The organism is Frateuria flava, assembly GCF_017837635.1.
In the GTDB taxonomy this organism is placed as follows: Bacteria; Pseudomonadota; Gammaproteobacteria; order Xanthomonadales; family Rhodanobacteraceae; genus Frateuria_A; species Frateuria_A flava.
The window spans coordinates 65,414-91,459 of record NZ_JAGJRS010000009.1 but is presented as its reverse complement, the minus strand read 5'-3'; the positions used below and the strand labels follow the sequence as shown (position 1 = coordinate 91,459).

The 26,046-nt window shown below is 67.9% G+C and carries 22 protein-coding genes; 17 read left to right on the top strand and 5 right to left on the bottom strand.

Features of this window, described 5'->3' with window-relative positions:
* Window positions 1-68: 68 nt before the first annotated feature.
* Together J7I44_RS04215 and dapD are read right to left on the bottom strand one after the other, a co-directional pair.
* Window positions 69-425 (bottom strand): Spx/MgsR family RNA polymerase-binding regulatory protein, encoded by a 357-nt coding sequence (locus J7I44_RS04215; protein ID WP_209616294.1) that lies wholly within the window; start codon window positions 423-425, stop codon window positions 69-71.
* A complete protein-coding gene (dapD, locus tag J7I44_RS04210; protein ID WP_209616291.1) occupies window positions 422-1,249 on the bottom strand; it encodes a 2,3,4,5-tetrahydropyridine-2,6-dicarboxylate N-succinyltransferase in 828 nt (275 codons plus the stop codon). The genes J7I44_RS04215 and dapD overlap by 4 nt, the downstream gene beginning before the upstream one ends.
* 150 nt (window positions 1,250-1,399) lie before the next feature.
* Here dapD and J7I44_RS04205 point away from each other — a divergent pair, with 150 nt between their 5' ends.
* Window positions 1,400-2,515, top strand: a complete 1,116-nt coding sequence (locus tag J7I44_RS04205) for an HD-GYP domain-containing protein (protein WP_209616288.1) — start codon at window positions 1,400-1,402, stop codon at window positions 2,513-2,515.
* Window positions 2,516-2,595: 80 nt separating this feature from the next.
* On the opposite strand, the gene glnD is transcribed toward J7I44_RS04205, so the two are convergent.
* On the bottom strand, window positions 2,596-5,241 hold the full coding sequence (glnD, locus tag J7I44_RS04200; RefSeq protein ID WP_209616285.1) for a [protein-PII] uridylyltransferase: 2,646 nt from the start codon (window positions 5,239-5,241) through the stop codon (window positions 2,596-2,598).
* Between the two features lie 220 nt (window positions 5,242-5,461).
* Window positions 5,462-6,226, bottom strand: a complete 765-nt coding sequence (gene map / locus J7I44_RS04195) for a type I methionyl aminopeptidase (protein WP_209616282.1) — start codon at window positions 6,224-6,226, stop codon at window positions 5,462-5,464.
* 306 nt (window positions 6,227-6,532) lie between these two features.
* Between map and rpsB the strand changes: the two genes are divergently transcribed.
* A complete protein-coding gene (rpsB, locus tag J7I44_RS04190; protein WP_209616280.1) occupies window positions 6,533-7,417 on the top strand; it encodes a 30S ribosomal protein S2 in 885 nt (294 codons plus the stop codon).
* A gap of 60 nt (window positions 7,418-7,477) precedes the next feature.
* The gene (gene tsf, locus J7I44_RS04185) at window positions 7,478-8,362 is read left to right on the top strand and encodes a translation elongation factor Ts (RefSeq protein ID WP_209616277.1); all 885 of its coding nucleotides are present in this window, start codon (window positions 7,478-7,480) and stop codon (window positions 8,360-8,362) included.
* A 182-nt stretch (window positions 8,363-8,544) separates the two neighbouring features.
* Here the strand turns inward: tsf and J7I44_RS04180 are convergent, their stop codons facing one another.
* Entirely contained in the window at window positions 8,545-8,931 is a 387-nt protein-coding gene (locus J7I44_RS04180; RefSeq protein WP_209616274.1) for a VOC family protein, read from the bottom strand.
* 123 nt (window positions 8,932-9,054) lie between these two features.
* On the opposite strand from J7I44_RS04180, the gene pyrH reads away from it, so the two are divergent.
* The 14 genes from pyrH (at window position 9,055) to dnaE (ending at window position 26,040) form a co-directional block, all read left to right on the top strand.
* Window positions 9,055-9,777 (top strand): UMP kinase, encoded by a 723-nt coding sequence (pyrH, locus tag J7I44_RS04175; RefSeq protein WP_209616269.1) that lies wholly within the window; start codon window positions 9,055-9,057, stop codon window positions 9,775-9,777.
* Window positions 9,778-9,943: 166 nt separating this feature from the next.
* The gene (frr, locus tag J7I44_RS04170) at window positions 9,944-10,501 is read left to right on the top strand and encodes a ribosome recycling factor (protein WP_209616265.1); all 558 of its coding nucleotides are present in this window, start codon (window positions 9,944-9,946) and stop codon (window positions 10,499-10,501) included.
* Window positions 10,502-10,706: 205 nt separating this feature from the next.
* A complete protein-coding gene (uppS, locus tag J7I44_RS04165) occupies window positions 10,707-11,429 on the top strand; it encodes a polyprenyl diphosphate synthase (protein WP_209616262.1) in 723 nt (240 codons plus the stop codon).
* A 26-nt stretch (window positions 11,430-11,455) separates the two neighbouring features.
* On the top strand, window positions 11,456-12,277 hold the full coding sequence (locus J7I44_RS04160; RefSeq protein ID WP_209616259.1) for a phosphatidate cytidylyltransferase: 822 nt from the start codon (window positions 11,456-11,458) through the stop codon (window positions 12,275-12,277).
* A gap of 112 nt (window positions 12,278-12,389) precedes the next feature.
* Window positions 12,390-13,565: a 1-deoxy-D-xylulose-5-phosphate reductoisomerase gene (locus J7I44_RS04155; RefSeq protein ID WP_209616256.1), complete on the top strand. Its 1,176-nt coding sequence runs from the start codon at window positions 12,390-12,392 to the stop codon at window positions 13,563-13,565.
* A 37-nt stretch (window positions 13,566-13,602) separates the two neighbouring features.
* Entirely contained in the window at window positions 13,603-14,949 is a 1,347-nt protein-coding gene (gene rseP, locus J7I44_RS04150) for an RIP metalloprotease RseP (protein WP_209616253.1), read from the top strand.
* Window positions 14,950-15,105: 156 nt separating this feature from the next.
* Window positions 15,106-17,493: an outer membrane protein assembly factor BamA gene (gene bamA, locus J7I44_RS04145; protein ID WP_209616250.1), complete on the top strand. Its 2,388-nt coding sequence runs from the start codon at window positions 15,106-15,108 to the stop codon at window positions 17,491-17,493.
* A gap of 202 nt (window positions 17,494-17,695) precedes the next feature.
* A complete protein-coding gene (gene lpxD / locus J7I44_RS04140) occupies window positions 17,696-18,724 on the top strand; it encodes a UDP-3-O-(3-hydroxymyristoyl)glucosamine N-acyltransferase (RefSeq protein ID WP_209616247.1) in 1,029 nt (342 codons plus the stop codon).
* Entirely contained in the window at window positions 18,717-19,190 is a 474-nt protein-coding gene (gene fabZ / locus J7I44_RS04135; protein ID WP_209616243.1) for a 3-hydroxyacyl-ACP dehydratase FabZ, read from the top strand. The genes lpxD and fabZ overlap by 8 nt, the downstream gene beginning before the upstream one ends.
* Complete coding sequence (gene lpxA / locus J7I44_RS04130) at window positions 19,187-19,960, top strand: acyl-ACP--UDP-N-acetylglucosamine O-acyltransferase (RefSeq protein WP_209616236.1); 774 nt, start codon at window positions 19,187-19,189, stop codon at window positions 19,958-19,960. The genes fabZ and lpxA overlap by 4 nt, the downstream gene beginning before the upstream one ends.
* A gap of 79 nt (window positions 19,961-20,039) precedes the next feature.
* Window positions 20,040-21,233, top strand: a complete 1,194-nt coding sequence (gene lpxB / locus J7I44_RS04125; RefSeq protein ID WP_209616234.1) for a lipid-A-disaccharide synthase — start codon at window positions 20,040-20,042, stop codon at window positions 21,231-21,233.
* A gap of 211 nt (window positions 21,234-21,444) precedes the next feature.
* Entirely contained in the window at window positions 21,445-22,017 is a 573-nt protein-coding gene (gene rnhB / locus J7I44_RS04120; protein ID WP_342451868.1) for a ribonuclease HII, read from the top strand.
* A gap of 182 nt (window positions 22,018-22,199) precedes the next feature.
* Window positions 22,200-22,403 (top strand): hypothetical protein, encoded by a 204-nt coding sequence (locus tag J7I44_RS04115; RefSeq protein ID WP_209616231.1) that lies wholly within the window; start codon window positions 22,200-22,202, stop codon window positions 22,401-22,403.
* Between the two features lie 94 nt (window positions 22,404-22,497).
* A complete protein-coding gene (gene dnaE, locus J7I44_RS04110; protein WP_245187914.1) occupies window positions 22,498-26,040 on the top strand; it encodes a DNA polymerase III subunit alpha in 3,543 nt (1,180 codons plus the stop codon).
* The last annotated feature ends 6 nt before the right edge of the window (window positions 26,041-26,046 follow it).

The following is a 26,046-nucleotide window of genomic DNA, read 5'->3' as shown; positions in this document are numbered from 1 at the left end:
GTGCGCGACCGCCATGCTCACCGTCGCGCGCAGGTGCGCCCCTGCAGGAACATCCCCAACGCTGAGCCCTACTTGCCGAACAGCTTCTTGAAGCCGTTGTCGGTAAAGCCAACGCTCACCGCCCCGTCCTCCCGCACCACCACCGGCCGGCGCACCAGCGCCGGATATTCCTTCAGCAGCAGCGTCCACTCCGGATCGGAGCCCGGGTTCTTGCGCTGCGGCAGCAGGTTGCGCCAGGTGGTGGACGACTTGTTGACCAGCTTCTCCCAGCCGCCCAGCTGCTGCGCCCAGGCCTTGAGCGTCGCCGCCGGGACCGGGTTGGCGCGGTAGTCGACGAACGCGTGCGGCACCTCGAAACGGGCGAGCCAGTTGCGCGCCTTCTTGCAGGTATCGCAGTGGGGCAAGCCGTACAGCGTGGTGCTCATTCGGCGCTCCTGAGCAGCTCGTTGATGCCGGTCTTGGCGCGCGTTTTCTCGTCGACCTGCTTGACGATCACCGCCGCGTACAGGCTGTGGCTGCCGTCCTTTGCCGGCAGGCTGCCGGCGACCACCACGCTGCCGGCCGGGATGCGGCCGTAGCTGACCTCGCCGGTAGCGCGGTTGTAGATGCGGGTGGACTGGCCCAGGAACACGCCCATGCCGATCACGCTGCCCTTCTCCACCACCACACCCTCGACCACTTCGGAGCGTGCGCCGATGAAGCAGTCGTCCTCGATGATGGTCGGGTTGGCCTGCAGCGGTTCGAGCACGCCGCCGATGCCCACGCCGCCGGAAAGGTGCACACGCGCGCCGATCTGCGCGCAGGAGCCGACCGTGGCCCAGGTGTCGATCATGCTGCCTGCGCCGACGTAGGCGCCGATGTTGACGTAGCTCGGCATCAGCACCGCGTCCCTGGCGATGTGCGCGCCGCGGCGCACCAGTGCGCCGGGCACCACGCGCGCGCCCAGGTGCTCCAGCTCCGCGTCGTTGCCATGGCCGAAGCGCAACGGCACCTTGTCGAAGGCCAGCGCCGGTCCGCCATCGACCACCCGGTTGCCGTTGATGCGGAAATAAAGCAGCACGGCCTTCTTGAGCCACTGGTTGACCTTCCAGCCGCCCTGCCCATCCGGCTCGGCCACGCGCTGCTCGCCCTGTTCGAGCAGTTCCATCACCTGGGCCAGCGCTGGGCGCAGGTGGGTTTCGATCTCGCTCAAGGTCAGTTCGCTGCGGCGCTCGAAGGCGTCGTCGATCAGGGTCTCGATGGCAGGCATGGCGGCTCGCGGCAAGGGGTTCAGGAAGCGCCCCAGTATACGGACGGCCCGTCGCCGCATACGGCGCAAAACTCAAGTTTGCGTCCGCATTGCCGATTCCCTTTCGCTCCCCATGGCTCATGCGACCGCGGGAGACGGAGAAGCGAAGCCATGCCACGGCGTCCGATCGACCCGGCCGAGATCACGGTCGGCCAACCCTTGCGATTCAACGCCTACGACGTCCGCGGCAAGCTGCTGATGCCGCTGGGCCAGGTGATCGGCACCGAGGCGCAGCTGGAAAAGCTGCTCGAGCACGGACTGTTCTACGGCTCGGAGGAAGAATGCCGTGGCCCCTTCCTGCCGCCTCCTCCTTCTCCGCTGGCGCTGGTGCTCGAAGCGCGCGAACGACTGCAGGGATTGCTCGCCGATCCCGCGCCGACGGACTTCCCCGGCACCCTGGCCGAGATCGCCGAGCGGGTGCGCGAGGCGTGCCGGCGCAATCCGGACGTGGCGCTGGCCAGCATCCTGCTGCGCCCGGAGGGGCCTTACGGTTCGCGCCACGCGGTCAACGCCGCGATCGCCTGCCAGCTCACCGGGACCGCCATGGCGCTGGAGCCGGTCGAACTGGCGGCGACCGTGTCCGCCGCGCTGACCATGAACATCGGCATGTTCGAACTGCACGACCAGCTGGTCGCGCTGGAAGGGCCGCTTTCGGACGAACACCACCTGGCGGTGCGCGCCCACTGCCGGCTCGGCGTGGCGCGATTGCGCGACCACGGCATCACCAGCGCCGCCTGGCTGAACGCTGTGCGCGACCACCACGAGCGCGCCGACGGCAGCGGCTATCCGGGCGGAAAGGCGGGCGAGGAGATCGGCCGCCCGGCACGCCTGCTGGCACTGGCGGACGTCTATTGCGCGCGAGTCTCCGGCCGCGACTACCGCCCGCCACTGCAGCCGACACTGGCCTTGCGCTGGTTGTTCCTCAACGAGGGCGCCGCGCTGGACGAGCGGCTGGCGCGCACGTTCATCAAGACGCTCGGGATCTACCCGCCCGGCACCGGCGTGCGACTACGCAACGGTTCGATCGCGGTGGTGACCCAGCGCGGCGCGGCCAGCCACCAGCCGGTCGTCGCCTCGCTCACCACCCACGACGGCCTGCGCGTGGGCTCCCCGATCCGTCGCCGTGGCGACGTGGAGGCGCACCACGTCAGCGAGGTGGTCGACCTGGCCGCGCTGGATATCGAGGTGGACATGCAGGCGCTGTGGGGTACCGACGCCGTGGCGTGACTACCGATCCCCCGCAGGAGCGCACCTGTGTGCGATCGCCATGCATCCCGGTCGCGCGCCGGTGCGCTCCCGCACGGATCTCAGTTGCCCTGTCCCAACCGTGCCAGCAAGGCCTGGCGCAACTGCTCCTGCTGCGCCTCGCCCAGCGGCGCGTCGTGGCGATCGGTGAGCTGGAAAAAATCCTCCACCCGTTCGCCGAAGGTCGCGATGCGGGCGTCGTGCACGCGCACCTGTGCTTCGACCATCGCCTGCGCCACGGCGGCCAGCAGGCCGGGGCGGTCGGTGCACACCAGCGCCAGCTGCGTGCGGCCGCCGGCGGCGTGGAAGGCGATCCGCGGCGTCATCTGGAAATGCTTGAGCTGGCGCGAGGCACTGCGTCGTGCCGGATGCACCGGCACGGTCTGCGCCAGCGCGCGGGCCAGCCGCTGCTGCAATTCATCCGCCCGCGCGGGCGTAGCCGGCTGCTGCGTTTCGGTATCCAGAAGCAGGAAGGTGTCCTGCGCCATGCCGTGGGGCGAGACCAGCACGCGGGCTTCCAGCACCGACAGCCGCAGGCGGTCCAGCATGGCAGTGACGGTGGCGAACAGGCCGTCGCGGTCGGCGGTGTAGACGAACAGTTCGGTGGTACCGCGTACGGACAGCGGATGCACCGCAATCAGCGGCAGCGCGCTCCCGGCACGCAGGATCGCGGCGGTCTGCCAGGCGATCTGCTCGGGCCGGTGGCGCAGGAAGCTGGCCTGCGGGAAACCGGCCCACACATGCTCGACGGTGGCCGTGTCGAAGCCGTCGGCCTGCAGCAGCGGCAACGCGTACTCCTGGCATTCGCGCACGCGGGTGGCGGCATCGCGGGGCAGTTCCACGTCGCTGCGCAGGGCGTAGCGCGTGGCGCTGTAGAGGTCGGCCAGCAGGCGGTCCTTCCAGCCGTTCCACAGCCTGGGGCTGGTGCCGATGATGTCGGCGATGGTGAGCAGGTAGAGCTGGCCGAGCTGTTCGCGGTTTTCCACCACGTCGGCAAAGCGCGCGACCACGTCCGGGTCGGTGATGTCCTGGCGCTGTGCAGTGACGCTCATCAGCAGGTGGTGGCGCACCAGCCAGGCCACGCGCTCGACGTCGTTGGGCGGCAGGCCGAGCTTGCTGCAGAACGCGCGCGCCTCCTCCTCGCCCAGCACCGAATGGTCGCCACCGCGGCCCTTGGCGATGTCGTGGAACAGTGCGGCGAGCAACAGCACCTCGGGGGTGGGCAGCGTGGGCCAGATCTCGCGCGCGAGCGGGAATTCGGCCTGCGCGCCCGGATCGGCGAAACGCGCCACGTTGTGCAGCACGCGCAAGGTGTGCTCGTCGACCGTGTAGACGTGGAACAGGTCGTACTGCATGCGCCCGAAGACGCGGCCGAACGCCGGCAGGATCGCCGCCAGCAGGCCATGGCGGTTCATCCGCCACAACGCATCGACCGAGCGCGCGCCCTGGCGCAGCAGGCGCAGGAACGCGGCCAGCACGTCGGGATCGTCGGCCAGCGTGCCATCGAGCTGCGCCGTGGCTTGGTGGATGCGCCGCATGGTGTCGGCGGTGAAGCCGACGATGCCCGGCTCGTCCAGCCGTGCGATGAAGGCCTCGACCAGGGCTGCGGGACGGCGCATGAACACGTCGGGGTCGCGCGCGGCCAGGCGCGTGCCGTAGCGCAGGAAGTCTTCTCCGATCGGAACCGCCGCCTGCGCCGGCTCGAGCATCTCCTCGAAGCGCTCGACGATCTGCACGCCCAGCCGCTCGATCTGGCTGGCGGCGCGGTAGTAGCCCTGCATGAACTGCTCCACGCCCAGGTTGGTGGCGTGTTCGTCGACGAAGCCCAGCTGTGCGGCAAGCGCGCGCTGGTAGTCGAACAGCAGCCGCTCCTCGGCGCGTCCGGCTTCCAGGTGCAGCGCGTAGCGGTAGCGGCGCAGGGTGGCTTCGGATTCCTCCAGCGTGGCGCACTCGGCCGGATCGAGCAGGCCCTCGCCGACCATCGCCTCGAAGCCGTCGGCATGCGCCAGGCGCTTGCCCAGCCAACGCAGCGCATCGAGCGTGCGCAGGCCGCCAGGGCCTTCCTTGACGTTGGGTTCGAGGTTGTAGGCGGTGTCGTCGTAGCGGGCGTGGCGCGCGTCGCGTTCGGCCAGGCGCACGGCGAGGTAGGCCGCCGGTGGCCACAGCGTCGGGTCGTCGACGATCGCCTGCAGTTCGGCGTCCATCGCCGCGTCGCCGGCCAGCCGGCGTGCATCGAGCAGGCTGGTGAACACGCTGGCTTCCTTCGCCGCCAATGCACGGCACTGCAGCGGATCGCGCACGGCATGGCCCACCTTCAGGCCGACGTCCCACAGCGTGGCGAAGCATTGTTCCAGCGCGCGCAGCCGGGCCGGCTGCGCCTCGCGCACGAGTGCCAGCAGGTCGACGTCCGAATGGGGAAACAAGAGCCCGCGGCCGAAGCCGCCGACGGCGAACAACGCGGCGCCCTCGACCTCGCCCAGGCAGGCGGTCCAGACGTGGGCGACCACGCGGGCAACCGCTTCGCCGCGGCGACGTGCGAGCGCGCCGGCATCCACACCGTCGCGGAAGGCGGTGGTCAGGGAGCGATCGACGTCATCGAGCAATTGGCGCAGGGCGCGGCGGGCTTCCACCGAAACGCCCGAGCGCGGGACTGCCGGCGGCAGGCGCGGCAGCGTGGGGAGCGCGGGGCGGGCGGGTTCAGCAGTCACGGCGGGCTTCGTCGGCAGGGCTGCGAGCTTACACGCGCGTCGATGGGGCGGCCCTTCGACTTCGCTGCGCTACGCTCAGGGCGAACGGTTGAAGTTAAGTCAAGGGAGAGGGCCCTTCGACTTCGATGCGCGATGCCGAGGGCGAAGGATTGAAGTCGACCGTTCGCCCTGAGCGTAGGCCGTAAGGCCGGAGTCGAAGGGCCTGCCGGGCCGCCTGCCCTCAGGCATCCGGCCACGGCGTCAGGATCTCGAACCCGTCGTCGGTCACCGCCACGGTGTGCTCCCACTGCGCGGAGAGCGAGTGGTCCTTGGTGACCACTGTCCAGCCGTCCGGCAGCTGCCGGGTCTGCGGCTTGCCGGCGTTGATCATCGGCTCGACGGTGAAGGTCATGCCCTTCTTCAGCTCCACCCCGGTATCGGGCTTGCCGTAATGCAGCACCTGCGGCTCGTCGTGGTAGACCTTGCCGATGCCGTGGCCGCAGTACTCGCGCACCACGGAGAATCCGGCCGCCTCGGCGTGCTTCTGGATCGCGTGGCCGATGTCGCCCAGGTGGGCGCCGGGGCGAACCTGCTCGATGCCGCGCATCATCGCCTCGTGGGTGGTCTCGACCAGGCGCTTTGCCAGTACCGACGGCGTGCCGACGAAGTACATGCGGCTGGTGTCGCCGTGCCAGCCATCCTTGATGACGGTGACGTCGAGATTGATGATGTCGCCGTCCTTGAGCACCTTGCCCGGCGTCGGGATGCCGTGGCAGATCACGTGGTTGACCGAGGTGCACAACGTCTTGGGAAAGCCGTTGTAGCCGACGTTGGCCGGCACCGCCTTCTGCACATTGACGATGTGTTCGTAGGCGATCCGGTCCAGATCCTCGGTGGTGACGCCCGGCTTGACGTGCTCCTTGAGCAGCGCCAGCACTTCGGCCGCCAGCTTGCCGGCGACGCGCATGCCTTCGAGATCCTGGGGAGATTTGAGGGTAATGGCCATGGAATCCGCTTTGGAGAAGGCGGAAGCGCCGAGGGGCCGGCAGCTTGCCGCGAAGCCGGCGCACCGGCTACAATTGCACGGTTTTGCAGGCCGTTGAAGTCCTTCGAGAAGGTCCGCGGCGCAAAACGAAACGGGATTGTAGCGCCCACGCGCTGCCAAGCCCAACCAACGCCACACACGCATCGGCACCGTCTTCGGGGTGCCGCGGTCCGTCTTTTAAGGCGGCCGCGGTCGAGGCCGGGGATGCGTGGAGGTCCCAACCCCCCGGGTCGTTCCCATAGCGGCCCAACAATCAGGAATACCACCATGGCACAAGTCACCATGCGCCAGATGCTCGAAGCTGGCGTGCATTTCGGTCACCAGACCCGTTACTGGAACCCGAAGATGGCCCCGTACATCTTCGGCGCGCGCGGCAAGATCCACATCATCAACCTCGAGAAGACCCTGCCGCTGTTCACCGACGCGATGAACTTCCTGTCGGGCCTGGCGCAGAAGCGCGGCACCATCCTGTTCGTCGGCACCAAGCGCTCGGCCCGCGAGCCGCTGGCCGAAGAGGCCGCCCGCGCCGGCATGCCGTTCGTCACCGCCCGCTGGCTGGGTGGCATGCTGACCAACTTCCGCACGGTCAAGCAGTCGGTTGCCCGCCTGAAGGAGCTGGAAGCGGCCGAGACCGACGGCACCTTCGACAAGCTGGTCAAGCACGAAGTGCTCTCGCTGCGCCGCGAGCGCGACAAGCTCGAGAATTCGCTCGGCGGCATCAAGAACATGAACCGCCTGCCCGACGCGCTGTTCGTGGTCGACATCGGCCATGAAGACATCGCCGTGCAGGAAGCGAAGAAGCTCGGCATCCCGGTGATCGCGGTCGTTGACACCAACTACAACCCGGAGCTGGTGGACTACGCCATCCCGGGCAACGACGACGCCATCCGCGCGATCCAGCTGTACGCCCGTGCCGCCGCCGACGCGATCCTGGAAGGCAAGGCTGCCGCCCCGGACGCCGCCCACGGCGACGCCAACGAGTTCGTCGAGCTGGACGAGGAAGGCAATCCGGTCGCCAAGGACGAGCGCAAGGCCGCCCCGGCGCGCCGCGAGCGCGACAGCCGTGGTCCGGCCAAGAAGGGCGCCGGCGCGCCGCGTCGTGACGGCGGCCGCGGCCGTGGCGGTCGCGAATCGACCGAAACCGCCGAGTAAGCCTTTCACGCTGCCGTGGCGGCCCGGCCGCCACGGCACACCCAGATTCGAGGATTCAAGATGAGCAATATCTCCGCACAACTGGTCAAGGAGCTGCGCGAGCGCTCCGGTGCCGGCATGATGGAATGCAAGAAGGCGCTGGTCGAAAACAATGGTGACATCGACGTCGCCATGGAATGGCTGCGCAAGTCGGGCCTGGCCAAGGCCGACAAGAAGGCCAGCCGCGTGGCTGCCGAAGGCCGCGTGGTCACCGCCCAGGACGGCGGCAAGGCCGTGTTGGTCGAGGTCAACTGCGAGACCGACTTCGTCACCAAGAACCCCGACTTCGTGAAGTTCAGCGACACCGTCGCCGACGTCGCGCTGAAGTCCGGCGCCGCCGATGTGGCCGCGCTGAACGCCGCCGCCTACCCGGGCGCTTCGTCCGTGGAAGAGGCCGCCAAGGGCCTGGTCGCCACCATCGGCGAGAAGATCGAAGTGCGCCGCATGGCGCGCGTCGAGACGACCGACGGCAAGATCGGCAGCTACGTCCACGGCGGCCGCATCGGCGTCCTGGTGGCGATCAAGGGCGGTTCCGAGGAGCTGGCCAAGGGCGTGGCGATGCACGTGGCGGCGATGAACCCGCCGTACGTGCGCGCCGACGACGTCCCGGCCGACTTCATCGCCAAGGAAAAGGAAATCGCGCTGAGCCAGATGTCCGACAAGGACAAGGCCAAGCCGGCCGAGATCCTGGAGAAGATCATCTCCGGCAAGATCAACAAGATCGTCTCGGAAGTCACCCTGCTCGGCCAGGCCTATGTGCTGGACACCAACATGACCGTGGGCGACGCGCTGAAGAAGGAAGGCGCGGACGTACAGCAGGTCGTGCGCCTGGCCGTCGGCGAAGGCATCGAGAAGGTGGAAGAGGACTTCCACGCCGAAGTGATGAAGCAGGCGGGCCTGGCGTAAGCGCCAGCTGCATTGCTTGAAAAAGGCCGCCGGCAACCGCGGCCTTTTTTTGTTCTTCCAACGATTCACCGGTGCCCTGTAGGAGCGCATCCTGTGCGCGACCGCGCGCTGCAGGCTGCGCGGCATGGTGCGGGCCTGCGGTCGCGCACAGGGTGCGCTCCTACAGGTCTCGGGGTCGACGCTCAGGCTCGCGGTTGCAACAGGTCCCAGCGGTTGCCGTAGAGATCCTCGAATACCGCGACGGTGCCGTACGCCTCTTCGCGCGGCGCTTCGCAAAACCGCACGCCCTTTGCCTGCATCGCTTCGTAGCTCGCGCGGAAGTCCTCCGTTTCCAGGAACAGGAAAACACGTCCGCCCGACTGGTTGCCCACCGTCCGCAACTGCTGCGGATCGGCGGCCTTCGCCAGCAGCAGACGCGTCTCGCGCGACCCCGGCGGCGCCACGACGACCCAGCGCTTGCCTGCGCCTTGCGGCGCGTCCTCGATCAGCCTGAAGCCGAGGGAGCCGGTGAAGTACGCGATGGCTTCGTCGTAGTCGCGCACAAGCAAGGCAATCGCGCCCAGATGCATGGGAACTCCGGGATTGGCGGGTCCTGCAGCATGAACGATCCGTCCGGTTCCCGTCGCCCCGCGCCTGACGCCGCACCGCCGCGCGGCTACAATATGCCGGTTTACCCACAATCCGGAGACCCCATGAGCGACCAGCCAACGTACCGCCGCATCCTGCTCAAGCTCTCCGGTGAAGCGTTGATGGGCGAGGCGGACTACGGCATCGACCCGAAGGTGATCGGCCGGCTGGCCAACGAGATCATCGAAGTGCGCAAGGCCGGCGTGGAAGTGGGTGTGGTGATCGGCGGCGGCAACATCTTCCGCGGCGCGGGCCTCGCCGCAGCCGGCATGGACCGGGTGACCGGCGACCACATGGGCATGCTCGCCACGGTGATGAACGCGCTGGCGATGGCCGATGCGATCGAGAAGCGCGGCGGCTACGCACGCGTGATGAGCGCGATCCAGATCCACGACGTGGCCGAGGACTTCATCCGCCGCCGCGCCATCCGCCACATCGAGAAGGGCCGCATCGCGCTGTTTGCCGCAGGCACCGGCAATCCGTTCTTCACCACCGACTCGGCCGCCGCGCTGCGTGCCGTGGAGATCGGCGCCGACCTGCTGCTCAAGGCCACCAAGGTCGATGGCGTGTACACCGCCGATCCGGCGCGCGACGCCAGCGCGACGCGCTACGACCAGCTCACCTACGACGACGTGATCCAGCGCAACCTGCAGGTGATGGACACGGCCGCGATCGCGCTGTGCCGCGACCACGGCATGCCGCTGCGCATCTACGACATGACCGTGCCGGGCAACCTCATGCGGATCATGCAGGGCGCGCAGGTCGGCACGCTGGTCACCGCCAGCTGATTCTCTTGCCGGGGCGCCCTCGGGCGCGACCGGCAACGAACGGCCGCCGGCAAGGTCCGGATGGCGGCCACGCCCAAGGGCGCTCGCACATGGGGCCGGGCGCGCCGGCCTGCTCACACTCCGCGCTGCTATACTTGCCTGCTTCACGCAACGCCGGGTGACTCCCATGCTCAACGACATCAAGACCGATGCCCAGACCCGCATGGGCAAGAGCATCGACGCGCTCAAGCACGACCTGACCCGCCTGCGCACCGGTCGCGCCAGCACCGCGCTGGTCGACCACATCAAGGTGCCCTACTACGGCTCGGACATGCCGCTGAACCAGGTGGCCTCGGTATCGCTGGCCGACGCCCGCTCGATCCAGATCTCGCCGTTCGAGAAGAGCATGGTCGCCCCGATCGAGAAGGCGATCATGGCCTCGGACATCGGCGTGACGCCGACCACCGCCGGCACCGTGATCCGCCTGAACATGCCGCCGCTGACCGAGGAGCGCCGCAAGGAGCTGGCCAAGCACGTGTCGCACGAGGGCGAGAACGCGAAGATCGCGATTCGCAACATCCGCCGCGACGCCATGCAGAAGGTCAAGGACCTGACCAAGGACAAGCAGATCAGCGAGGACGACGAGCGCCGCGCCGACGACGAGATCCAGAAGCTGACCGACCGCTTCGTCAAGGAAGTCGACGCCGTGGTCAAGGCCAAGGAAGACGAGCTGATGGCGATCTGAGCGTTACTGCGCTCGTTGCCATGAACGCGATGCCGCCTCTGTGCCTTGCTCCCTCTCCCCTCCGGGGAGAGGGTTGGGGTGAGGGGTCGCTCTTGCGGGAAGCTCTCTCCGACGCTCGCACAAGCAGCCTTCCCCGCGAGCCCCGGCCCCTCATCCGACCCTTCGGGCCACCTTCTCCCCGGAGGGGAGAAGGACTTGTAAGCGCATGACCATCCCCCGCCACATCGCCATCGTGATGGACGGCAACGGCCGCTGGGCGAAGGCGCGCCTGCGTCCGCGCAGCTTCGGCCACAACGCCGGCCGCAAGGCGGTGCGCGAAGTGGTCGAGGGCTGCCTGCGCCAGGGCGTGGAAGCGCTGACGCTGTTCGCCTTCTCCAGCGAGAACTGGCGCCGTCCGGACGAGGAAGTGGGCGCGCTGATGGAGCTGTTCCTGCGCGCGCTGGACAAGGAGGTCGACGAACTGCACGAGCAGGGCGTGCGGCTTCGTTTCATCGGCGACCTGACCGCGTTCAACCCTGAGTTGCGCAAGCGCATGGAGCTGGCGATGGCGCGCACCGCGGACAACCTGAAGCTCGCGCTCAACGTTGCTGTCAACTACGGCGGCCGCTGGGACATCGTGCACGCCGCCCGCCAGGCCGCGATCGCGGTGGCGCAGGGCGAACTGAGCGTGGAAGACATCGACGAGGCGCGTCTGGGCGGCTACACCTCGCTGGCCGAACTGCCGCCGCTGGACCTGTTCATCCGTACCGGCGGCGAAGTGCGCGTCAGCAATTTCCTGCTCTGGCAGCTTGCCTATGCCGAGCTCTACTTCACCGACACCTTGTGGCCGGATTTCGACCAGGCCTGCCTGGCCCGCGCCATCGAGGACTTTGCCCGCCGTGAGCGCCGTTACGGCAAGACCGGCGAGCAGGTCGCCCGATCCGTATGATCGGTCGATAACCCAAAGGATCCTCGATGCTGCTCCAACGCACCCTCACCGCCCTGCTGCTCGCGCCCCTGGCGATCCTGGTGATCCTGCTGCCGCCGGGCTGGACCTGGCTGTTCGCGCTGGTGACCGTGGCCGCCTTTCTCGCCGGGCTGTGGGAGTGGACACGCCTGTCCGGGCTGCGCAACCGGCCGGTGCGAGCCTTGTTGCTGGGGGGGGCGCTGGCCGTCTTTGCGCTGCTCTGGTGGCTGCGCGACATGATCCAGTGGCCAGTCCTGGTCGTGGGGGCCGCCTGGTGGGCGCTGGCCTGCGTTTGGCTCAAGCACTTCGCGTTCGCTGCCGCGCCCACGACGGAAAACCGCAATCTCAAGCTTGCCGCCGGCGCCCTGGTGATCTTCCCGGCGTTCGTAGGCCTGCTGGCGATCCACGCCAGCGAGCCGTACGGCCACTGGTGGACGTTGCTGACGCTCTTGCTCGTCTGGGCGGCCGACATTGGGGCCTACTTCAGCGGACGCTTCCTGGGCAAGCGCAAGCTCGCACCCAACATCAGTCCCGGCAAGACCTGGGCCGGCGTATGCGGCGCCCTCATCGCAGGCGCACTGGTGGCAGTCGTCGGCGGCGTGCTGCTGGGCGTGGAGGGTTGGCGCCTGCTTGCACTGGCGTTGCTGGCGGTACTCACCGTAGCCGCCTCGGTGGTCGGTGACCTGATCGAGAGCCTCATGAAGCGCCATGCCCAGGTCAAAGACTCCGGGCGCATGTTCCCCGGCCACGGCGGACTGCTCGACCGTATGGACAGCGTGTTCGCAGCGGTACCGGTATTTGCGCTGGGCAAGCTGCTGCTGGGTCTATGAAAAGCCGGGAATCGGGAATGGGGAATCGGGAATCGTGCCGGCGGGCTCGTGGACCCATGGCGAACCGGCCGGGGGTGCCCGGGTGGCGGTTGGGACGTCGCGGAGCCGCGCCGTGATCCGTATCGCCGTACTGGGTGCCACCGGATCGATCGGCGGCAGCACGCTCGACGTGATCGCCCGCCATCCGGGCCGCTTCCGCGCCACTGTGCTGGTTGCGAACCGCAATGTCGAGGCGCTGGTGGCGCTCTGCATGGCGCACCGGCCGGAGCTGGCGATCGTGGCCGATCCGGCCATGGAGGGCGCCCTGGCCCGCCAGCTCGCCGCCGCCGGCGTGCCGTGCGACGTGGCGAGCGGCGCCGACGCCATCACCGCCGCCGCGGCCGGCCCGCTGTGCGACACCGTGGTCGCCGCCATCGTCGGCGCCGCCGGACTGGAGTCGACGCTGGCCGCCGCACGCGCGGGCAAGCGCCTGCTGCTGGCCAACAAGGAGTCGATCGTGATGGCCGGGCCGCTGCTGCTGGCCGCGCTGCGCGAAGGCGGCGGCGAGTTGGTGCCGGTCGACTCCGAACACAACGCGATCTTCCAGTGCCTGCCTGGCGGCCGGCCGGAACTCGACGCGCACGGCGTGCGGCGGTTGATCCTGACCGCCTCCGGCGGCCCGTTCCGCGGCCGCAACCGCGCCGAGCTCGCCAGCGTCACGCCGGAACAGGCCTGCAAGCATCCCAACTGGGTGATGGGCCGCAAGATCTCGGTGGATTCAGCCACCCTGATGAACAAAGGGCTGGAAGTGATCGAGGCGCACCACCTGTTCGGCGCCGCGCCCGAGCGTATCGAGGTGGTGGTGCACCCGCAGAGCATGATCCATTCGATGGTCGAATACGCCGACGGCTCGGTGCTCGCCCAGCTGGGCAATCCGGACATGCGCACGGCGATCGCCCACGCGCTGGCCTGGCCCGAGCGGATCGAGGCGGGCGTGGCACCGCTGGACCTGGCCGCTTGCGCCCCGCTGGCCTTCGAGAAGCCGGACCTGGAAACCTTCCGCTGCCTGGCGCTGGCCTTCGCCGCCCTGCGCGAGGGCGGCGACGCCCCGGCCATCCTCAACGCGGCCAACGAGGTCGCAGTGGAGGCCTTCCTGGCCGGCGCACTGCCGTTCCTGTCGATCGCCGATCTCGTCGAGGGGGTGCTTGCGGAACTGCCGGCCCAGCCCGTGGTCGATGTCCAGACGCTGCGCGAACGCGATGCGCAGGCACGTTCAGCGGCACGGCGGAAGTTGCGCACGGCTTGCTGATAAGCTCGGACAGAGAAGTACCTCCCCAGGTTTTTAGATGAATCCCTTCTTCGGCTCGGTGTTCTGGTTGCTGGTCACGCTGGGCGTGCTGGTGACCTTCCATGAGTTCGGTCACTACTGGGTCGCACGCCGCTGCGGCGTCAAGGTGCTGCGCTTTTCGGTGGGTTTCGGTCGCGCCGTGTGGAAGCGCATCGGTCGCGACGGCACCGAATACCAGGTCGCGATGATCCCGCTTGGCGGCTACGTGAAGATGCTCGACGCCCGCGAGGGCGATGTCGATCCGGCGCTGCGCGAGGTCGAGTTCACCAGCAAGAGCGTGTGGAAGCGCATCGCCATCGTCATCGCCGGCCCGGGTTTCAACCTGATCTTCGCGGTGGCCGCACTCTGGCTGATGTTCATGCTGGGTCGCCCCGACGCCGCGCCGGTGGTGACCGCCACGCCCGGCAGCATGGCCGCCGTCGCCGGCATCCAGTCCGGCGACCGCCTGCTGCGGGTGGACGGCGAGCCGGTGGCGACCATGAGCGACGCGATGGACGGCATCGCCACCGCCCTGCTCGGCCGCGAACCGCTGCCGATGGTGGTCAAGGGGCGTGACGGCAGCCAGCGCGACGTGGTGCTGCCGCTGCAGGAACTGCCGGCCGGCCGCAGCATCGATAAGTATTTCGACAAGCTGGGCCTGAAGCTGGCCCCGCCGCCCGCGGTCGCCGCCACGGTCGTACCGGGCCAGCCGGCCGCGCAGGCAGGCATGCAGTCGGGCGATGTACTGGTTGCGGTCAACGGCAAGCCGGTGGCCGATTTCGAGGCGTTCGCCAAGGTCATTCGCGAGGCAGCGGCGCAATCGCCGAAACTGGACGTGACCGTGCGCCGCGGCCAGCAGACCCTGCACCTGCCTGTGGTGGCCCGCTACGAATCTCTGCAAGGGCAGCCGGCCCGGTGGTCGGTCGGCGTCGGCGCGATCCCGCCGGAAAACGCGACACGCCGGTACGGCCCGGCCAAGGCGCTCGGCGCCGCATTCGCAGCCACCTGGGATACCACCCGCCAGACGTTCACCATGATCGGCAAGATGGTCACCGGCGACGCTTCGACGAAGAACCTGTCCGGCGTGATCGGCATTGCCCAGGTGGCCAACCAGTCCGCCCAGGCTGGCCTTCCGTACTTCCTCAACTTCCTGGCGCTGGTCTCGCTCAGCCTGGCCATCCTCAACCTGCTGCCGATCCCCGTCTTGGACGGCGGTCACCTGCTGTATTACCTTATCGAGTTGGTCAAAGGCAGCCCGGTAAGCGAGCGGACCCAGATGATCGGTCAGTACATCGGCCTGGTCCTACTGTTCACGCTGATGGGGCTGGCGTTTTACAACGACATACACCGTACCCTGCTTTCGTGACGCGCGCGCTCTTCCCCGCGGCCATCGGCCCCGTCGTGGCAGTGACGCCCGCCACGGCGCGCGGGCGCATTGCGGGACGGGGCGCGGCCCTTTCCCGTTCGTACATGCTGGAACGGCCTTGCGGCCGGCCGTCGGAATAACCCACCGGAATCGACGATGAAGCGTATCGCCGCCCTGCTATTGCTTGCCTCCCTCTCGGCCAACGTCCTGGCGTTCGAGCCGTTCGTCGTTTCCGACATCCGCATCGATGGACTCAGCCGCATTTCCGCCGGCACGGTCTACAACTACCTGCCGGTGAACAAGGGCGACCAGCTGACCGACGAGGAGGCGGCCCGTGCGATCCGCGCCCTCTACGACACCAAGTTCTTCAGCGACGTGGAGCTCTCGCGCGAGGGCAACATCCTGGTGATCAAGGTGGTCGAGCGCCCGTCCATCGCCAAGCTCACCCTGCGCGGCAACAAGGACATCAAGGAAGAGGACCTGCGCAAGGGCCTGAAGGAGATCGGCCTGTCCGAGGGCGAAACCTTCGACCGGCTTTCGCTCGACCGCGTGCAGCAGGAGCTGATCCGCCAGTACTACAACCGCGGCAAGTACAACGTCTCGGTCGATCCGCACGTGACCCGTCTGGACCGCAACCGCGTGGCGATCGACATCGAGATCCGCGAGGGCAAGGCCGCGCGCATCAAGCAGCTCAACATCGTCGGCAACACCGCGTTTACCGACAAGGACATCCGCGAGGATTTCGAATCCGACACCAGCAACCTGATGTCCTGGTATTCCAAGGACGATCAGTATTCGCGCGAGAAGCTCTCCGGCGACCTGGAAAAACTGCAGTCCTACTACATGGACCGCGGCTACGCCGACTTCGGCGTGGATTCGACCCAGGTCACCATCGCGCCGGACAAGCGCGCGATGTACATCGCCGCCAGCATCAAGGAAGGCGAGGTCTATACCGTCTCGGACGTGCACCTGCTCGGCGAGCTGATCCTGCCCGAGGACGTGCTGCGCAAACTGGTGTTCGTCAAGAAGGGTGACACCTTCAACCGCGCGCGTGTCGAGGGAACCTCCGACGCGATCAAGAGCATCCTGGCCAACATCGGCTATGCCTACGCCAAGGTCACTCCGGTGCCCAAGCTGGACAAGGACAAGCGCACCGTCGACATGACCTTCTTCATCGAACCGGGCCAGCGCGTGTACGTGCGCCGGGTGGTGTTCCAGGGCAACACCCGTACCGAGGACGACGTGCTGCGCCGCGAAATGCGCCAGCTCGAGGGTACGGTGTACTCGCAGGCCGCAGTCGACCGCTCGAAAATCCGTCTGCAGCGCCTGGGCTATTTCAAGAAGGTCGACATCGACAAGCAGCGCGTGCCGGGCACGCAGGATGCGGTCGACGTCACCGTGAAGGTCGAGGAGCAGTCCGCCGGCAGCCTGATGTTCGGCGTCGGCTACTCGCAGTATTCGGGCATGATCCTGAACGCCTCGGTGTCGCAGAACAACTTCCTGGGCACCGGCGACAGCTTCAGCGTGGGCGCCGAGCACAGCTCCTACTACTCGCGCGTCACGGCCAGCTACTACAACCCGTACCTGACCGACAACAACATCGGCATCGGCTACAGCGCGACGTATTCGAAGACCGACTACGGCAACACCGACTTCGCCAACTACGAGAACAGCACCAAGGCGTTTTCCACCTACCTGGGCATCCCGATCAGCGAGACCGACGGCCTGCGCGTGGGCCTGGGCCTGTCCAGCAACAAGATCAACACTTACCCGAACATCACGCCGCAGGTACTGGTGGACTACCAGAACGCCATCGGCAACCGGACCGTGCACACCTGGACCGGCACGCTGGGCTGGAACCACGACACCCGCAACGGCTACTGGGCACCGACCCGCGGTGGCCTGCTCTCGGCCAGCACCGAGGTGGCGCTGCCCGGCTCGACCGTGCAGTACTGGAAGTTCATGGGTGAGGCCAACCATTACTGGCCCGTCGGCGGTGGCTTCGTGCTGTACCTTGACGGCCAGGTGGGCTACGGCGAGGCGTATGGCAACCAGACCTACAGCCGCACGTTCGGCGACTTCGTGGCAGGCCAGCCGTACGACTTCCCGTTCTGGGAGAACTTCTATTCCGGCGGCGTGCGCGACGTGCGTGGCTTCCAGGACAACACGCTGGGCCCGAAGGTTTGTATCGGCTCGGCCGGCACCGGGACGCCCAACGCCAACGGTACCTGCTACGGCGGCTACTATGCCCAGCCGATCGGTGGCGCGTTCAAGGTGCTGGGCACGGCACAGGTGTTCATCCCGCTGCCGTTCCTCAAGGACATCAACACCGCGCGCGTATCGGCGTTTGTCGACGTCGGCAACGCCTTCCGCAATTACCAGTCGTTCGACGCCAGCGACCTGCGTGCCTCGGCCGGTATCGCGCTGCAGTGGCAGGCGCCGATCGGTCCGCTGATCATCAACTTCGCCGTACCGATCCGTTCCGACCCGATGGATCGTCACTACGAGGAGCGCATCCAGTTCACCTTCGGCAGCAACTTCTGACCTGGGAACGATGGTTCCTCCCGAAACGCGGCCCCACCGGGCCGCGTTTTTGTTTGGGCCTGCTGCAGGAGCGCACCTGTGCGCGACCGCCATGTCTTCCGGTCGCACAGGTGCGCTCCTGCAGGAAACCACGCCGGCAGGCCTGCGGGAGTCGTCCCCCGCCCCGCCCTCGCCTACAATGCCCTGCCCCACAGGAGCGCGCATGAGCGAGCACAACTACACGGTGGCCGAGCTGGCCGAGCGGTTCGGCTTCGCCTTCCACGGCGAGGGTACGCGGCGGATCGGTGGCGTGGGCACGCTCGCCGCGGCAGGGCCGGACCAGCTCAGCTTTCTTTCCAACAGCAAATACACCGCTCAGCTGAAGGCCACCCGGGCGGGCGTCGTGGTGCTGCGCGAGGAAAACGTGGGCGACTGCCCCACCGCGGCGCTTGTCGCCGCCGACCCCTACGTCGCCTACGCGAAGATCGCCGCGTTGTTCGAACGCCTCCCGGCGGCCCCCCGTGGCATCCATCCCAGCGCGGTGGTCGCCACCAGCGCGAAGGTGAGCGCCAGCGCCAGCATCGGTCCGCACTGCGTGATCGAGGACGGTGCGGTGGTCGAAGACGGTGCCGTGCTCGGCCCGCACTGCATCGTCGGCCCCGATTGCACGGTGGGCGCGCAAACGCGCCTGGTCGCGCGGGTCACGCTGGTCACGCGGGTGACGCTGGGCAGGCGCGTGCTGGTGCACGCGGGCGCGGTCATCGGTTCGGACGGCTTCGGCCTGGCGTTCGAGCGCGACCACTGGATCAAGATTCCCCAGCTGGGCGGCGTGCGCATCGGCGACGACTGCGAAATCGGCGCGAACACCACCATCGATCGTGGGGCGCTCGAAGACACCGTGCTGGAAGAGGATGTACGGCTGGACAACCAGATCCAGATCGCCCACAACGTATACGTCGGCGCGCACACGGCCATGGCCGGCTGCGCGGCGGTGGCCGGCAGCGCCCGGATCGGCCGCTACTGCCAGATTGGCGGAAACGCGGGGGTGATTGGCCATATCGAACTGGCCGACCGGGTTACCATTACCGCCAAGAGCCTGGTCACGCATTCGATCCGCGAGCCCGGCGAGTATTCCTCGGGCGTACCGTTGCAGGACAACCGTCAGTGGCGCAGGAACGCCGCCCGCTTCAAGCATCTGGATGAGTACGCGCGCCGGTTGTCGGCGCTGGAGAAGGACAGTAACGATGAGTGACACCCCCGCGACCCTGGCCCTGCCGGTCAACGTGGAGCAGATCCAGCAACTGCTGCCGCACCGCTATCCGTTTCTGCTGGTCGACCGCGTGATCGAACTGGTGCCGGACAAGAGCGTGGTGGCGCTCAAGAACGTGACCATCAACGAGCATTTCTTCCTGGGCCACTTTCCTGGCCATCCGGTGATGCCCGGCGTGCTGATCGTCGAAGCGATGGCCCAGGCCGCCGGCCTGCTGACGCAGATCTCCAGCCGCCTCAAGGGCGACCAGGGTAGCCCGCTGTTCTACCTGGCCAAGGTCGACAACGCCCGCTTCAACGCCCCGGTGGTGCCGGGCGACCAGCTGCGGCTGGAGGTCTCGCTCAAGCGCCTGATGCGCGGCATGGGCCTGTTCGTGGCCCGTTCGCTGGTCGACGGCAAGGAAGTGGCCAGCTGCGAACTGATGTGCGCCGCGAGGTCCGACAAATGATTCACCCCACCGCGCAGATCGACCCCAGCGCCGTCATTGGCAGAAACGTCACCATCGGCGCGTACAGCGTGATCGGTGCGGAGGTGGAGATCGGCGAGGGTACGGTGATCGGCCCGCACGTGGTGGTCGAGGGCCCGACGAAGATCGGCCGCGAGAACCGCATCAGCCAGTTCGCCTCGATCGGTGGCGCGGCGCAGGACAAGAAGTTCTCCGGCGAGCGCACCGAACTGGTGATCGGCGACCGCAACCTGATCCGCGAGTTCGTCACCATCAACCGCGGCACCGGCGAGGGCGGCGGCATCACGCGCATCGGCGACGACAACTGGCTGCTCGCCTACGTGCACATCGCGCACGACTGCCAGGTCGGCAACCGCGTGGTGTTCTCCAACTACTCGGCGCTCGCCGGGCACGTGGAGATCGGCGACTGGGTGATCATCTCCGGCTATGCCGGCGTGCATCAGTTCTGCAAGGTCGGCGCCCACGCGTTCATCGGCATGGGCTGCCTGGTCGGCTCGGACGTGCCGCCGTTCGTGATGATGGCCAACGAGCAGCACGGCCGCCCGCGCGGCATCAACAGCGAGGGCCTGAAACGCCGCGGCTTCGACGCGCCGCGCATTTCGGCGATCAAGCGCGCCTATCGCACGCTGTACATGGCCGGCCTGTCGTTACCCGAGGCGCGCGCGCAACTGGAAACCCAGGCGCAGGATAGCGACGACGTGCGCGAAATGCTGGAGTTCCTGGGGCGCAGCGAGCGTTCGCTGGCCCGATAAGCGCCTCGCTGGTCGGAAATAGGCATGGGTTCTTGCTTTGGCTCCAGGAGACGTCGGCATGCAGGCTAGCGAAGTCTCTATGCAAGCCCCCCTCATCGCGCTCGTCGCCGGCGAAGATTCCGGCGACCAGCTGGGCGCCGAGCTGATCGCCGCATTGCGCAAGCGCTATCCGCAGGCCCGCTTTGTTGGCATCGGTGGCACGCGCATGCAGCGCGAAGGCTTCGAGTCCTGGTACGACATCCGGGAACTCTCGGTCATGGGTTTTGCCGAGGTACTGCGGCACCTGCCGCGCCTGCTGCACCTGCGCAAGGCGCTGCTCGGGCGCCTGCTCGAGGTACGTCCGGACGTGGTGGTCGGCATCGACGCGCCGGATTTCAACCTGGCCGTGGAGCGCCGCCTGCGCGAGGCCGGCCTGCGCACCGTGCACTACGTCAGCCCGTCGGTCTGGGCCTGGCGCGAGAAGCGAGCGGAAAAGATCGGCCTGAGCGCCGACCGCGTGCTGTGCCTGTTCCCGATGGAGCCGCCGATCTACCAGCGCCATGGCGTCGATGCCCGCTTCGTCGGGCATCCATTGGCCGACCGCTTCGCACTGGTGTCCGATCGCGTGGGCGCGCGAGACGCCCTGCAACTTCCGCAGGACGCCCCGGTGCTGGCCGTACTTCCAGGCAGCCGGCCGTCGGAGATCGACCGGCTGGGCGCCCTCTTCATCGAAGCGGCGCGCCGGGTCAGTGCGGCCCTGCCCGGCTTGCGCATCGTGCTCCCCGCGGCCAACGCGCAAGTGCATGCGCGCCTGAAGGCCCTGCTGGCCCGGGGCTCGCGCGACGAGAGCGCGCCACTGCTGATCGAAGGGCACGCGCACGAGGCCATGCTGGCCGCCGACGTGGTGCTGCTGGCCTCCGGCACGGCGACGCTGGAGGCGATGCTGGCCAAGCGCCCGATGGTGGTCGGCTACCGCGTCTCGCCGTGGAGCTACCGCATTGCCCGCGCCTTCAACATGCTCAAGACCGACGTGTACGCGCTGCCCAACATCCTGGCGCGCGCCTGCGGGCTGGGTCAGGAGAAGCTGGTGCCCGAGCTGATGCAGGACGACTGCACGGCGGAGAATATGGCGCAGGCCACGCTGGCGCTGTTCGCCGACAGCGAGCGGCGCGGGCGGGTCGTCGCCGCGTTCGAGCAACTGCACCGCGCGCTGCGCGGATCCGAAGAAGGTGGCGCGGGCGAGCGCGCGGCTGCCGCCGTGGCGGAACTGCTGGAGGCTCCCCGTGCGTCCTGACGATCTGGACGATGCGGTAGACCTGCTCCCTCTCCCCTCCGGGGAGAGGGCTGGGGTGAGGGGCCGCCCTAGCGGCAATGTTTCTACCGCCCGCGCTCCAACGGATTCCCCCGCAAGCCGTGGCCCCTCACCTCAATCCTCTCCCCGGAGGGGAGAGGAGGACGGCCTCCCCGCACCACAACGCAAGCCTTCCCCCAAAGCAAAGCGCCTCATCGCCGGCGTTGACGAAGCCGGCCGCGGCCCGCTCGCCGGCCCGCTCGCAGTAGCGGCCGTCATCCTCAACCCACGCCACAAAATCCAGGGCCTGGACGACTCCAAGAAGCTCACCGAGGCCCGCCGTGAAGCGCTTTACGCGCAGATCGTCCAGCGTGCGCTGGCCTGGCACGTGGTGCTGGTGGACGTCGAGGAGATCGACCGGATCAACATTTTCCAGGCCACGATGGCCGGCATGTGCCGCGCCGTGGCCGGCCTGAAGGTCGCCGCGCACGAGGCATGGATCGACGGCAACCAGTTGCCCAAGGCGCTGCCCTGCCCCGGCAAGGCCATCGTCGGGGGCGACGCATTGAAGCCGGCGATCAGCGCCGCGTCGATCATCGCCAAGGTCACCCGCGACCGTTTGATGTGCGCGATGGACGTGCAACACCCCGGCTACGGTTTCGCCGGCCACAAGGGTTACTCCACGCCCGAACACCTGGCCGCGCTCAGGCGGCTTGGTCCCTGCCCGCTCCACCGCCGCAGCTTCGCCCCGGTGAAACTGCTGTTCGACCAGGGCAGCCTCTTCTGACCCTGGCGCGGCGCTCGTTTCCCTACCGGGCACGGCTGCAAAAATAGGCCATCGGTCTATGCAACTTTGTGCGCGGCAGGAGCATCCTATGCTCATGGAGAGAAGGCCCGAGCGGCCTCTTCCCGCGTTCGCACGGACGCCGTCGTCCTCCACCGCGGAAACCCCTCCGCAGGAGTCGTGCCATGTTGTCGCGCTTCTTCCATGTGCGCTCTGCACTCAAGCCGTTCGCCGCACCCTCGGCCAGCCCGACCATCGAACCCGGCGTCAATCCGCGGCCCGAACCCGTCCTCCCTCACGTCGATTACGACAGGCATCCGCTGGAGACCAGCGGCTTCGACCACTACGTCGAGTGGAACGAGGACGACGAGCGGTTCTTCGTCCACTGAGTGCGACCGCCGGGTTCCGTCTCGCTGTCAAGCTTGTGAGAAGCAGGCGCCGCGCGTAGCCTTCACGGACTAACCCGGGGATGCTCCCGAGTCCTTGATGTCCGCCCGCTTCGTCCACTTCCACCTGCACAGCGAGTACTCGCTGGTCGACTCGACCATCCGCATCAAGGCGCTGGTCGATGCCTGCGTGCGCGAAGGCATGCCGGCGGTGGCGCTCACCGACGACAGCAACATGTTCGCGCTGGTGAAGTTCTACAAGGCGTGCAGCGGGGCGGGCATCAAGCCGATCGGCGGTTGCGATCTGTGGATCGGTTCGCCGGATGATCCGCGGCCGTGGCGGCTGACCCTGGTCTGCCAGAACCGCGAGGGCTACCTCAACCTGTCGCGGCTGGTGTCGCGCGCCTGGCGCGACGGCCAGCACGGCGGCAAGGCGCTGGTGGAGGCGACTTGGCTGACCCCTGAAACGACCGCCGGGCTGATCGCGCTGCTCGGGCGCGAGAGCGAGGTCGGGCGCATCGCGGTGAGCCAGGGCGTAGACCCCGCCATCACCCGGTTGCAACCTCTGGCACGTCTTTTTCCGGAGCGCCTTTACCTCGAGCTGACCCGCTGCGGCCGCGAGGGCGAGGAAGCCTGGAACACCGCCGCGCTGGCCCTGGGCGATGCGCTCGAGCTGCCGCTCATCGCCAGCAACGACGTGCGCTTCCTCAAGCAGGACGACTTCGAGGCGCATGAGGCCCGCGTATGCATCAACCAGGGACGCGTACTGGCCGATCCGAAGCGCCCACGCGATTACTCCGACCAGCAGTACCTGAAGTCGCCCAGACAGATGGCGGAGCTCTTCGCTGACCTGCCCGAGGCGCTCGACAATACGGTCGAGCTGGCCAGGCGCTGCAACCTGGAACTGAAGTTCGGCACCTACTACCTGCCCGACTTCCCGGTGCCCGAGGGCTACGACCTCGACAGCTACATCCGTGACACCGCGCGCGCGGGCCTGGCCGAGCGCCTGGCCGCCAACCCGCTGGCGCCCGGCCACACGCTCGCCGATTACGAAACGCGGCTGGAGCGCGAGCTCGACGTCATCATCGAGATGGGCTTCCCCGGCTACTTCCTGATCGTGGCCGACTTCATCAACTGGGGTAAGCAAAACGGGATTCCGGTCGGTCCGGGCCGCGGTTCGGGCGCCGGCTCGCTGGTCGCCTGGGTGCTCAAGATCACCGACCTGGACCCGCTGCAGTTCGACCTGCTGTTCGAGCGCTTCCTCAACCCCGAACGCGTGTCGATGCCCGACTTCGACATCGACTTCTGCATGGACCGCCGCGACGAGGTCATCGACTACGTCGCGCGCAAGTATGGCCGCGAGCACGTCAGCCAGATCATCACCTACGGCTCGATGGCGGCCAAGGCGGTGCTGCGCGACTCCGGCCGCGTGCTCGGCATGGGCTACAACGCGGTCGACAAGATCGCCAAGCTGATCCCGCCGCGCCCGCTCGACCTGACGCTTTCGGACGCGCTCGGACGCACCGAGAAATCGAAGAAGGAACCCGACCGCGTGGTCAGGGAGTTCTGCGCGCTGTACGAGCAGGACGAGGAAGCGCGCACGCTGATCGACCTGGCGCTCAAGCTGGAGAACCTCACCCGCAACGTCGGCAAGCACGCCGGCGGCGTGGTGATCGGGCCGAAGCCGCTGACCGAGTTCGCGCCGATGTACTGCGAACCGGGCGGCGCCGGCATGGTCACCCAGTACGACAAGGACGACGTCGAGGCGGTCGGCCTGGTGAAGTTCGATTTCCTGGGTCTGCGCACGCTCACGATCATCGACTGGGCGGTGAAGGCCATCAACGCGCGCCGCGCCGCGGCGGGCGAAGAGCCGCTGGACATCAGCGCGCTTCCGCTGGACGACGCGCCGACCTACGAGCTGCTCAAGCGCGCGCAGACAGTGGCGGTGTTCCAGCTCGAATCCTCCGGCATGCAGCGCATGCTGAAAGACGCCAGGCCCGACCGTTTCGGCGACATCGTCGCGCTGGTGGCGCTGTACCGCCCCGGCCCGATGGACCTGATCCCGAGCTTCGTGGCGCGCAAGCACGGCCGCGAGGACGTGGAGTACCCCGACCCGCGCGTCGAGCCGATCCTGAAAGAGACCTACGGCATCATGGTCTACCAGGAGCAGGTGATGCAGATGGCGCAGATCGTCGGCGGCTACACGCTCGGCGGCGCCGACCTGCTGCGCCGCGCGATGGGCAAGAAGAAAGTCGAGGAGATGGTCAAGCACCGCGCGACCTTCCGCGAGGGTGCCGCGAAGGACGGGCTCCCCGGCGACAAGGCCGACGCGATCTTCGACCTGATGGAGAAGTTCGCCGGCTACGGCTTCAACAAGTCGCACGCGGCCGCCTACGCACTGGTGTCCTACCAGACCGCGTGGCTGAAGGCGCACTACCCGGCCGAGTTCATGGCCGCGACGATCTCCTCGGACATGGACAACACCGACAAGGCGGTGACGTTCCTGGACGAGTCGCGCGCGATCGGCCTGACCATCCTGCCGCCGGACGTGAACGCCTCGGACTTCATGTTCGTCGCGGTGGAACCCAAGGTCATCCGCTACGGGCTGGGCGCGATCAAGGGTGTCGGCCAGGGCGCCTGCGAATCGATCGTCGAGGAGCGCCGCCGTGGTGGCCCGTACAAGGATCTGGGCGACTTCTGCCGCCGCGTCGATTCGGCCAAGCTCAACCGCCGTGTGCTCGAAGCGCTGATCCTCTCCGGCAGCCTCGATGCGCTGGCACCGACGCGCGCCAGCCTGATGCTGCAGCTGCCCGACGCAATCAAGGCGGCCGAGCAGCACCTGCGCGACAAGCAGTCGGGCCAGAACGACATGTTCGGCGCGCTGATGGGCAGCAGCACGCCGGCGGTGCAGATCGATCTGCCGACCGCACCCGAGTGGCCGCTGGAGCAGAAGCTGCAGGGCGAACGCGAAACGCTCGGCCACTACCTCTCCGGCCACCCCACCGACCCCTGGCGCGAGGAGCTGGCGCAGCTGTCCACCTGCCCGCTGGGCGAGATTGCCGAGCGCTACCAGCCGCCCCGCCCGCGCAAGAACGACGGCGAGGAGAACCGCTTCCGCCGCGGGCCGGACACGCCCTGGACCGTGGCCGGCATGGTCACCGCCGTGCGCAAGCGCGGCGACAGCGATGCCTTCGTACGGCTGGAAGACGGTACCGGCGTCATCGAGGTGAGCTTCTTCGGCGAGCTCTACCAGCAGGTCGCGCCGCTGCTCACCCGCGACGAGATGCTGATCGTCGACGGCGGCCTGCGCATCGATGACTTCTCCGGCGGCGGTTTCCAGTTGCGCGCCCGCGGTGCCATGACGCTGGCCGACGCCTGCCGCCGCCACGCCCGCGCGCTGAAGGTCAAGCTCAACGGCATCGGCCCGGGTTTCGAGCAGGAACTCAAGCAGACCCTCGCCGGCTACCGCGGCGGCCGTGCCACGGTGATCCTGCACGGCTACCACAACCGCAGCGCCCAGGCCGACCTGGAACTGGGCGAACAATGGCGCGTGGAAGCCATCCCGGACCTGCTGCGCGCGCTGCGCGGGCTGTCGTGGGTGGAGGCGGCCAAACTCAGGATCGTCAAGTCCGACGCGTAATCCAGA

Excerpts from the sequence above, each read along its gene's own strand:
- J7I44_RS04215 (WP_209616294.1), bottom strand. The coding sequence starts at position 425 with ATGAGCACCACGCTGTACGGCTTGCCCCACTGCGATACCTGCAAGAAG.
- dapD (WP_209616291.1), bottom strand. The coding sequence starts at position 1,249 with ATGCCTGCCATCGAGACCCTGATCGACGACGCCTTCGAGCGCCGCAGC.
- J7I44_RS04205 (WP_209616288.1), top strand. The coding sequence starts at position 1,400 with ATGCCACGGCGTCCGATCGACCCGGCCGAGATCACGGTCGGCCAACCC.
- map (WP_209616282.1), bottom strand. The coding sequence starts at position 6,226 with ATGGCCATTACCCTCAAATCTCCCCAGGATCTCGAAGGCATGCGCGTC.
- rpsB (WP_209616280.1), top strand. The coding sequence starts at position 6,533 with ATGGCACAAGTCACCATGCGCCAGATGCTCGAAGCTGGCGTGCATTTC.
- tsf (WP_209616277.1), top strand. The coding sequence starts at position 7,478 with ATGAGCAATATCTCCGCACAACTGGTCAAGGAGCTGCGCGAGCGCTCC.
- J7I44_RS04180 (WP_209616274.1), bottom strand. The coding sequence starts at position 8,931 with ATGCATCTGGGCGCGATTGCCTTGCTTGTGCGCGACTACGACGAAGCC.
- pyrH (WP_209616269.1), top strand. The coding sequence starts at position 9,055 with ATGAGCGACCAGCCAACGTACCGCCGCATCCTGCTCAAGCTCTCCGGT.
- frr (WP_209616265.1), top strand. The coding sequence starts at position 9,944 with ATGCTCAACGACATCAAGACCGATGCCCAGACCCGCATGGGCAAGAGC.
- uppS (WP_209616262.1), top strand. The coding sequence starts at position 10,707 with ATGACCATCCCCCGCCACATCGCCATCGTGATGGACGGCAACGGCCGC.
- J7I44_RS04160 (WP_209616259.1), top strand. The coding sequence starts at position 11,456 with ATGCTGCTCCAACGCACCCTCACCGCCCTGCTGCTCGCGCCCCTGGCG.
- rseP (WP_209616253.1), top strand. The coding sequence starts at position 13,603 with ATGAATCCCTTCTTCGGCTCGGTGTTCTGGTTGCTGGTCACGCTGGGC.
- bamA (WP_209616250.1), top strand. The coding sequence starts at position 15,106 with ATGAAGCGTATCGCCGCCCTGCTATTGCTTGCCTCCCTCTCGGCCAAC.
- lpxD (WP_209616247.1), top strand. The coding sequence starts at position 17,696 with ATGAGCGAGCACAACTACACGGTGGCCGAGCTGGCCGAGCGGTTCGGC.
- fabZ (WP_209616243.1), top strand. The coding sequence starts at position 18,717 with ATGAGTGACACCCCCGCGACCCTGGCCCTGCCGGTCAACGTGGAGCAG.
- lpxA (WP_209616236.1), top strand. The coding sequence starts at position 19,187 with ATGATTCACCCCACCGCGCAGATCGACCCCAGCGCCGTCATTGGCAGA.
- lpxB (WP_209616234.1), top strand. The coding sequence starts at position 20,040 with ATGCAAGCCCCCCTCATCGCGCTCGTCGCCGGCGAAGATTCCGGCGAC.
- J7I44_RS04115 (WP_209616231.1), top strand. The coding sequence starts at position 22,200 with ATGTTGTCGCGCTTCTTCCATGTGCGCTCTGCACTCAAGCCGTTCGCC.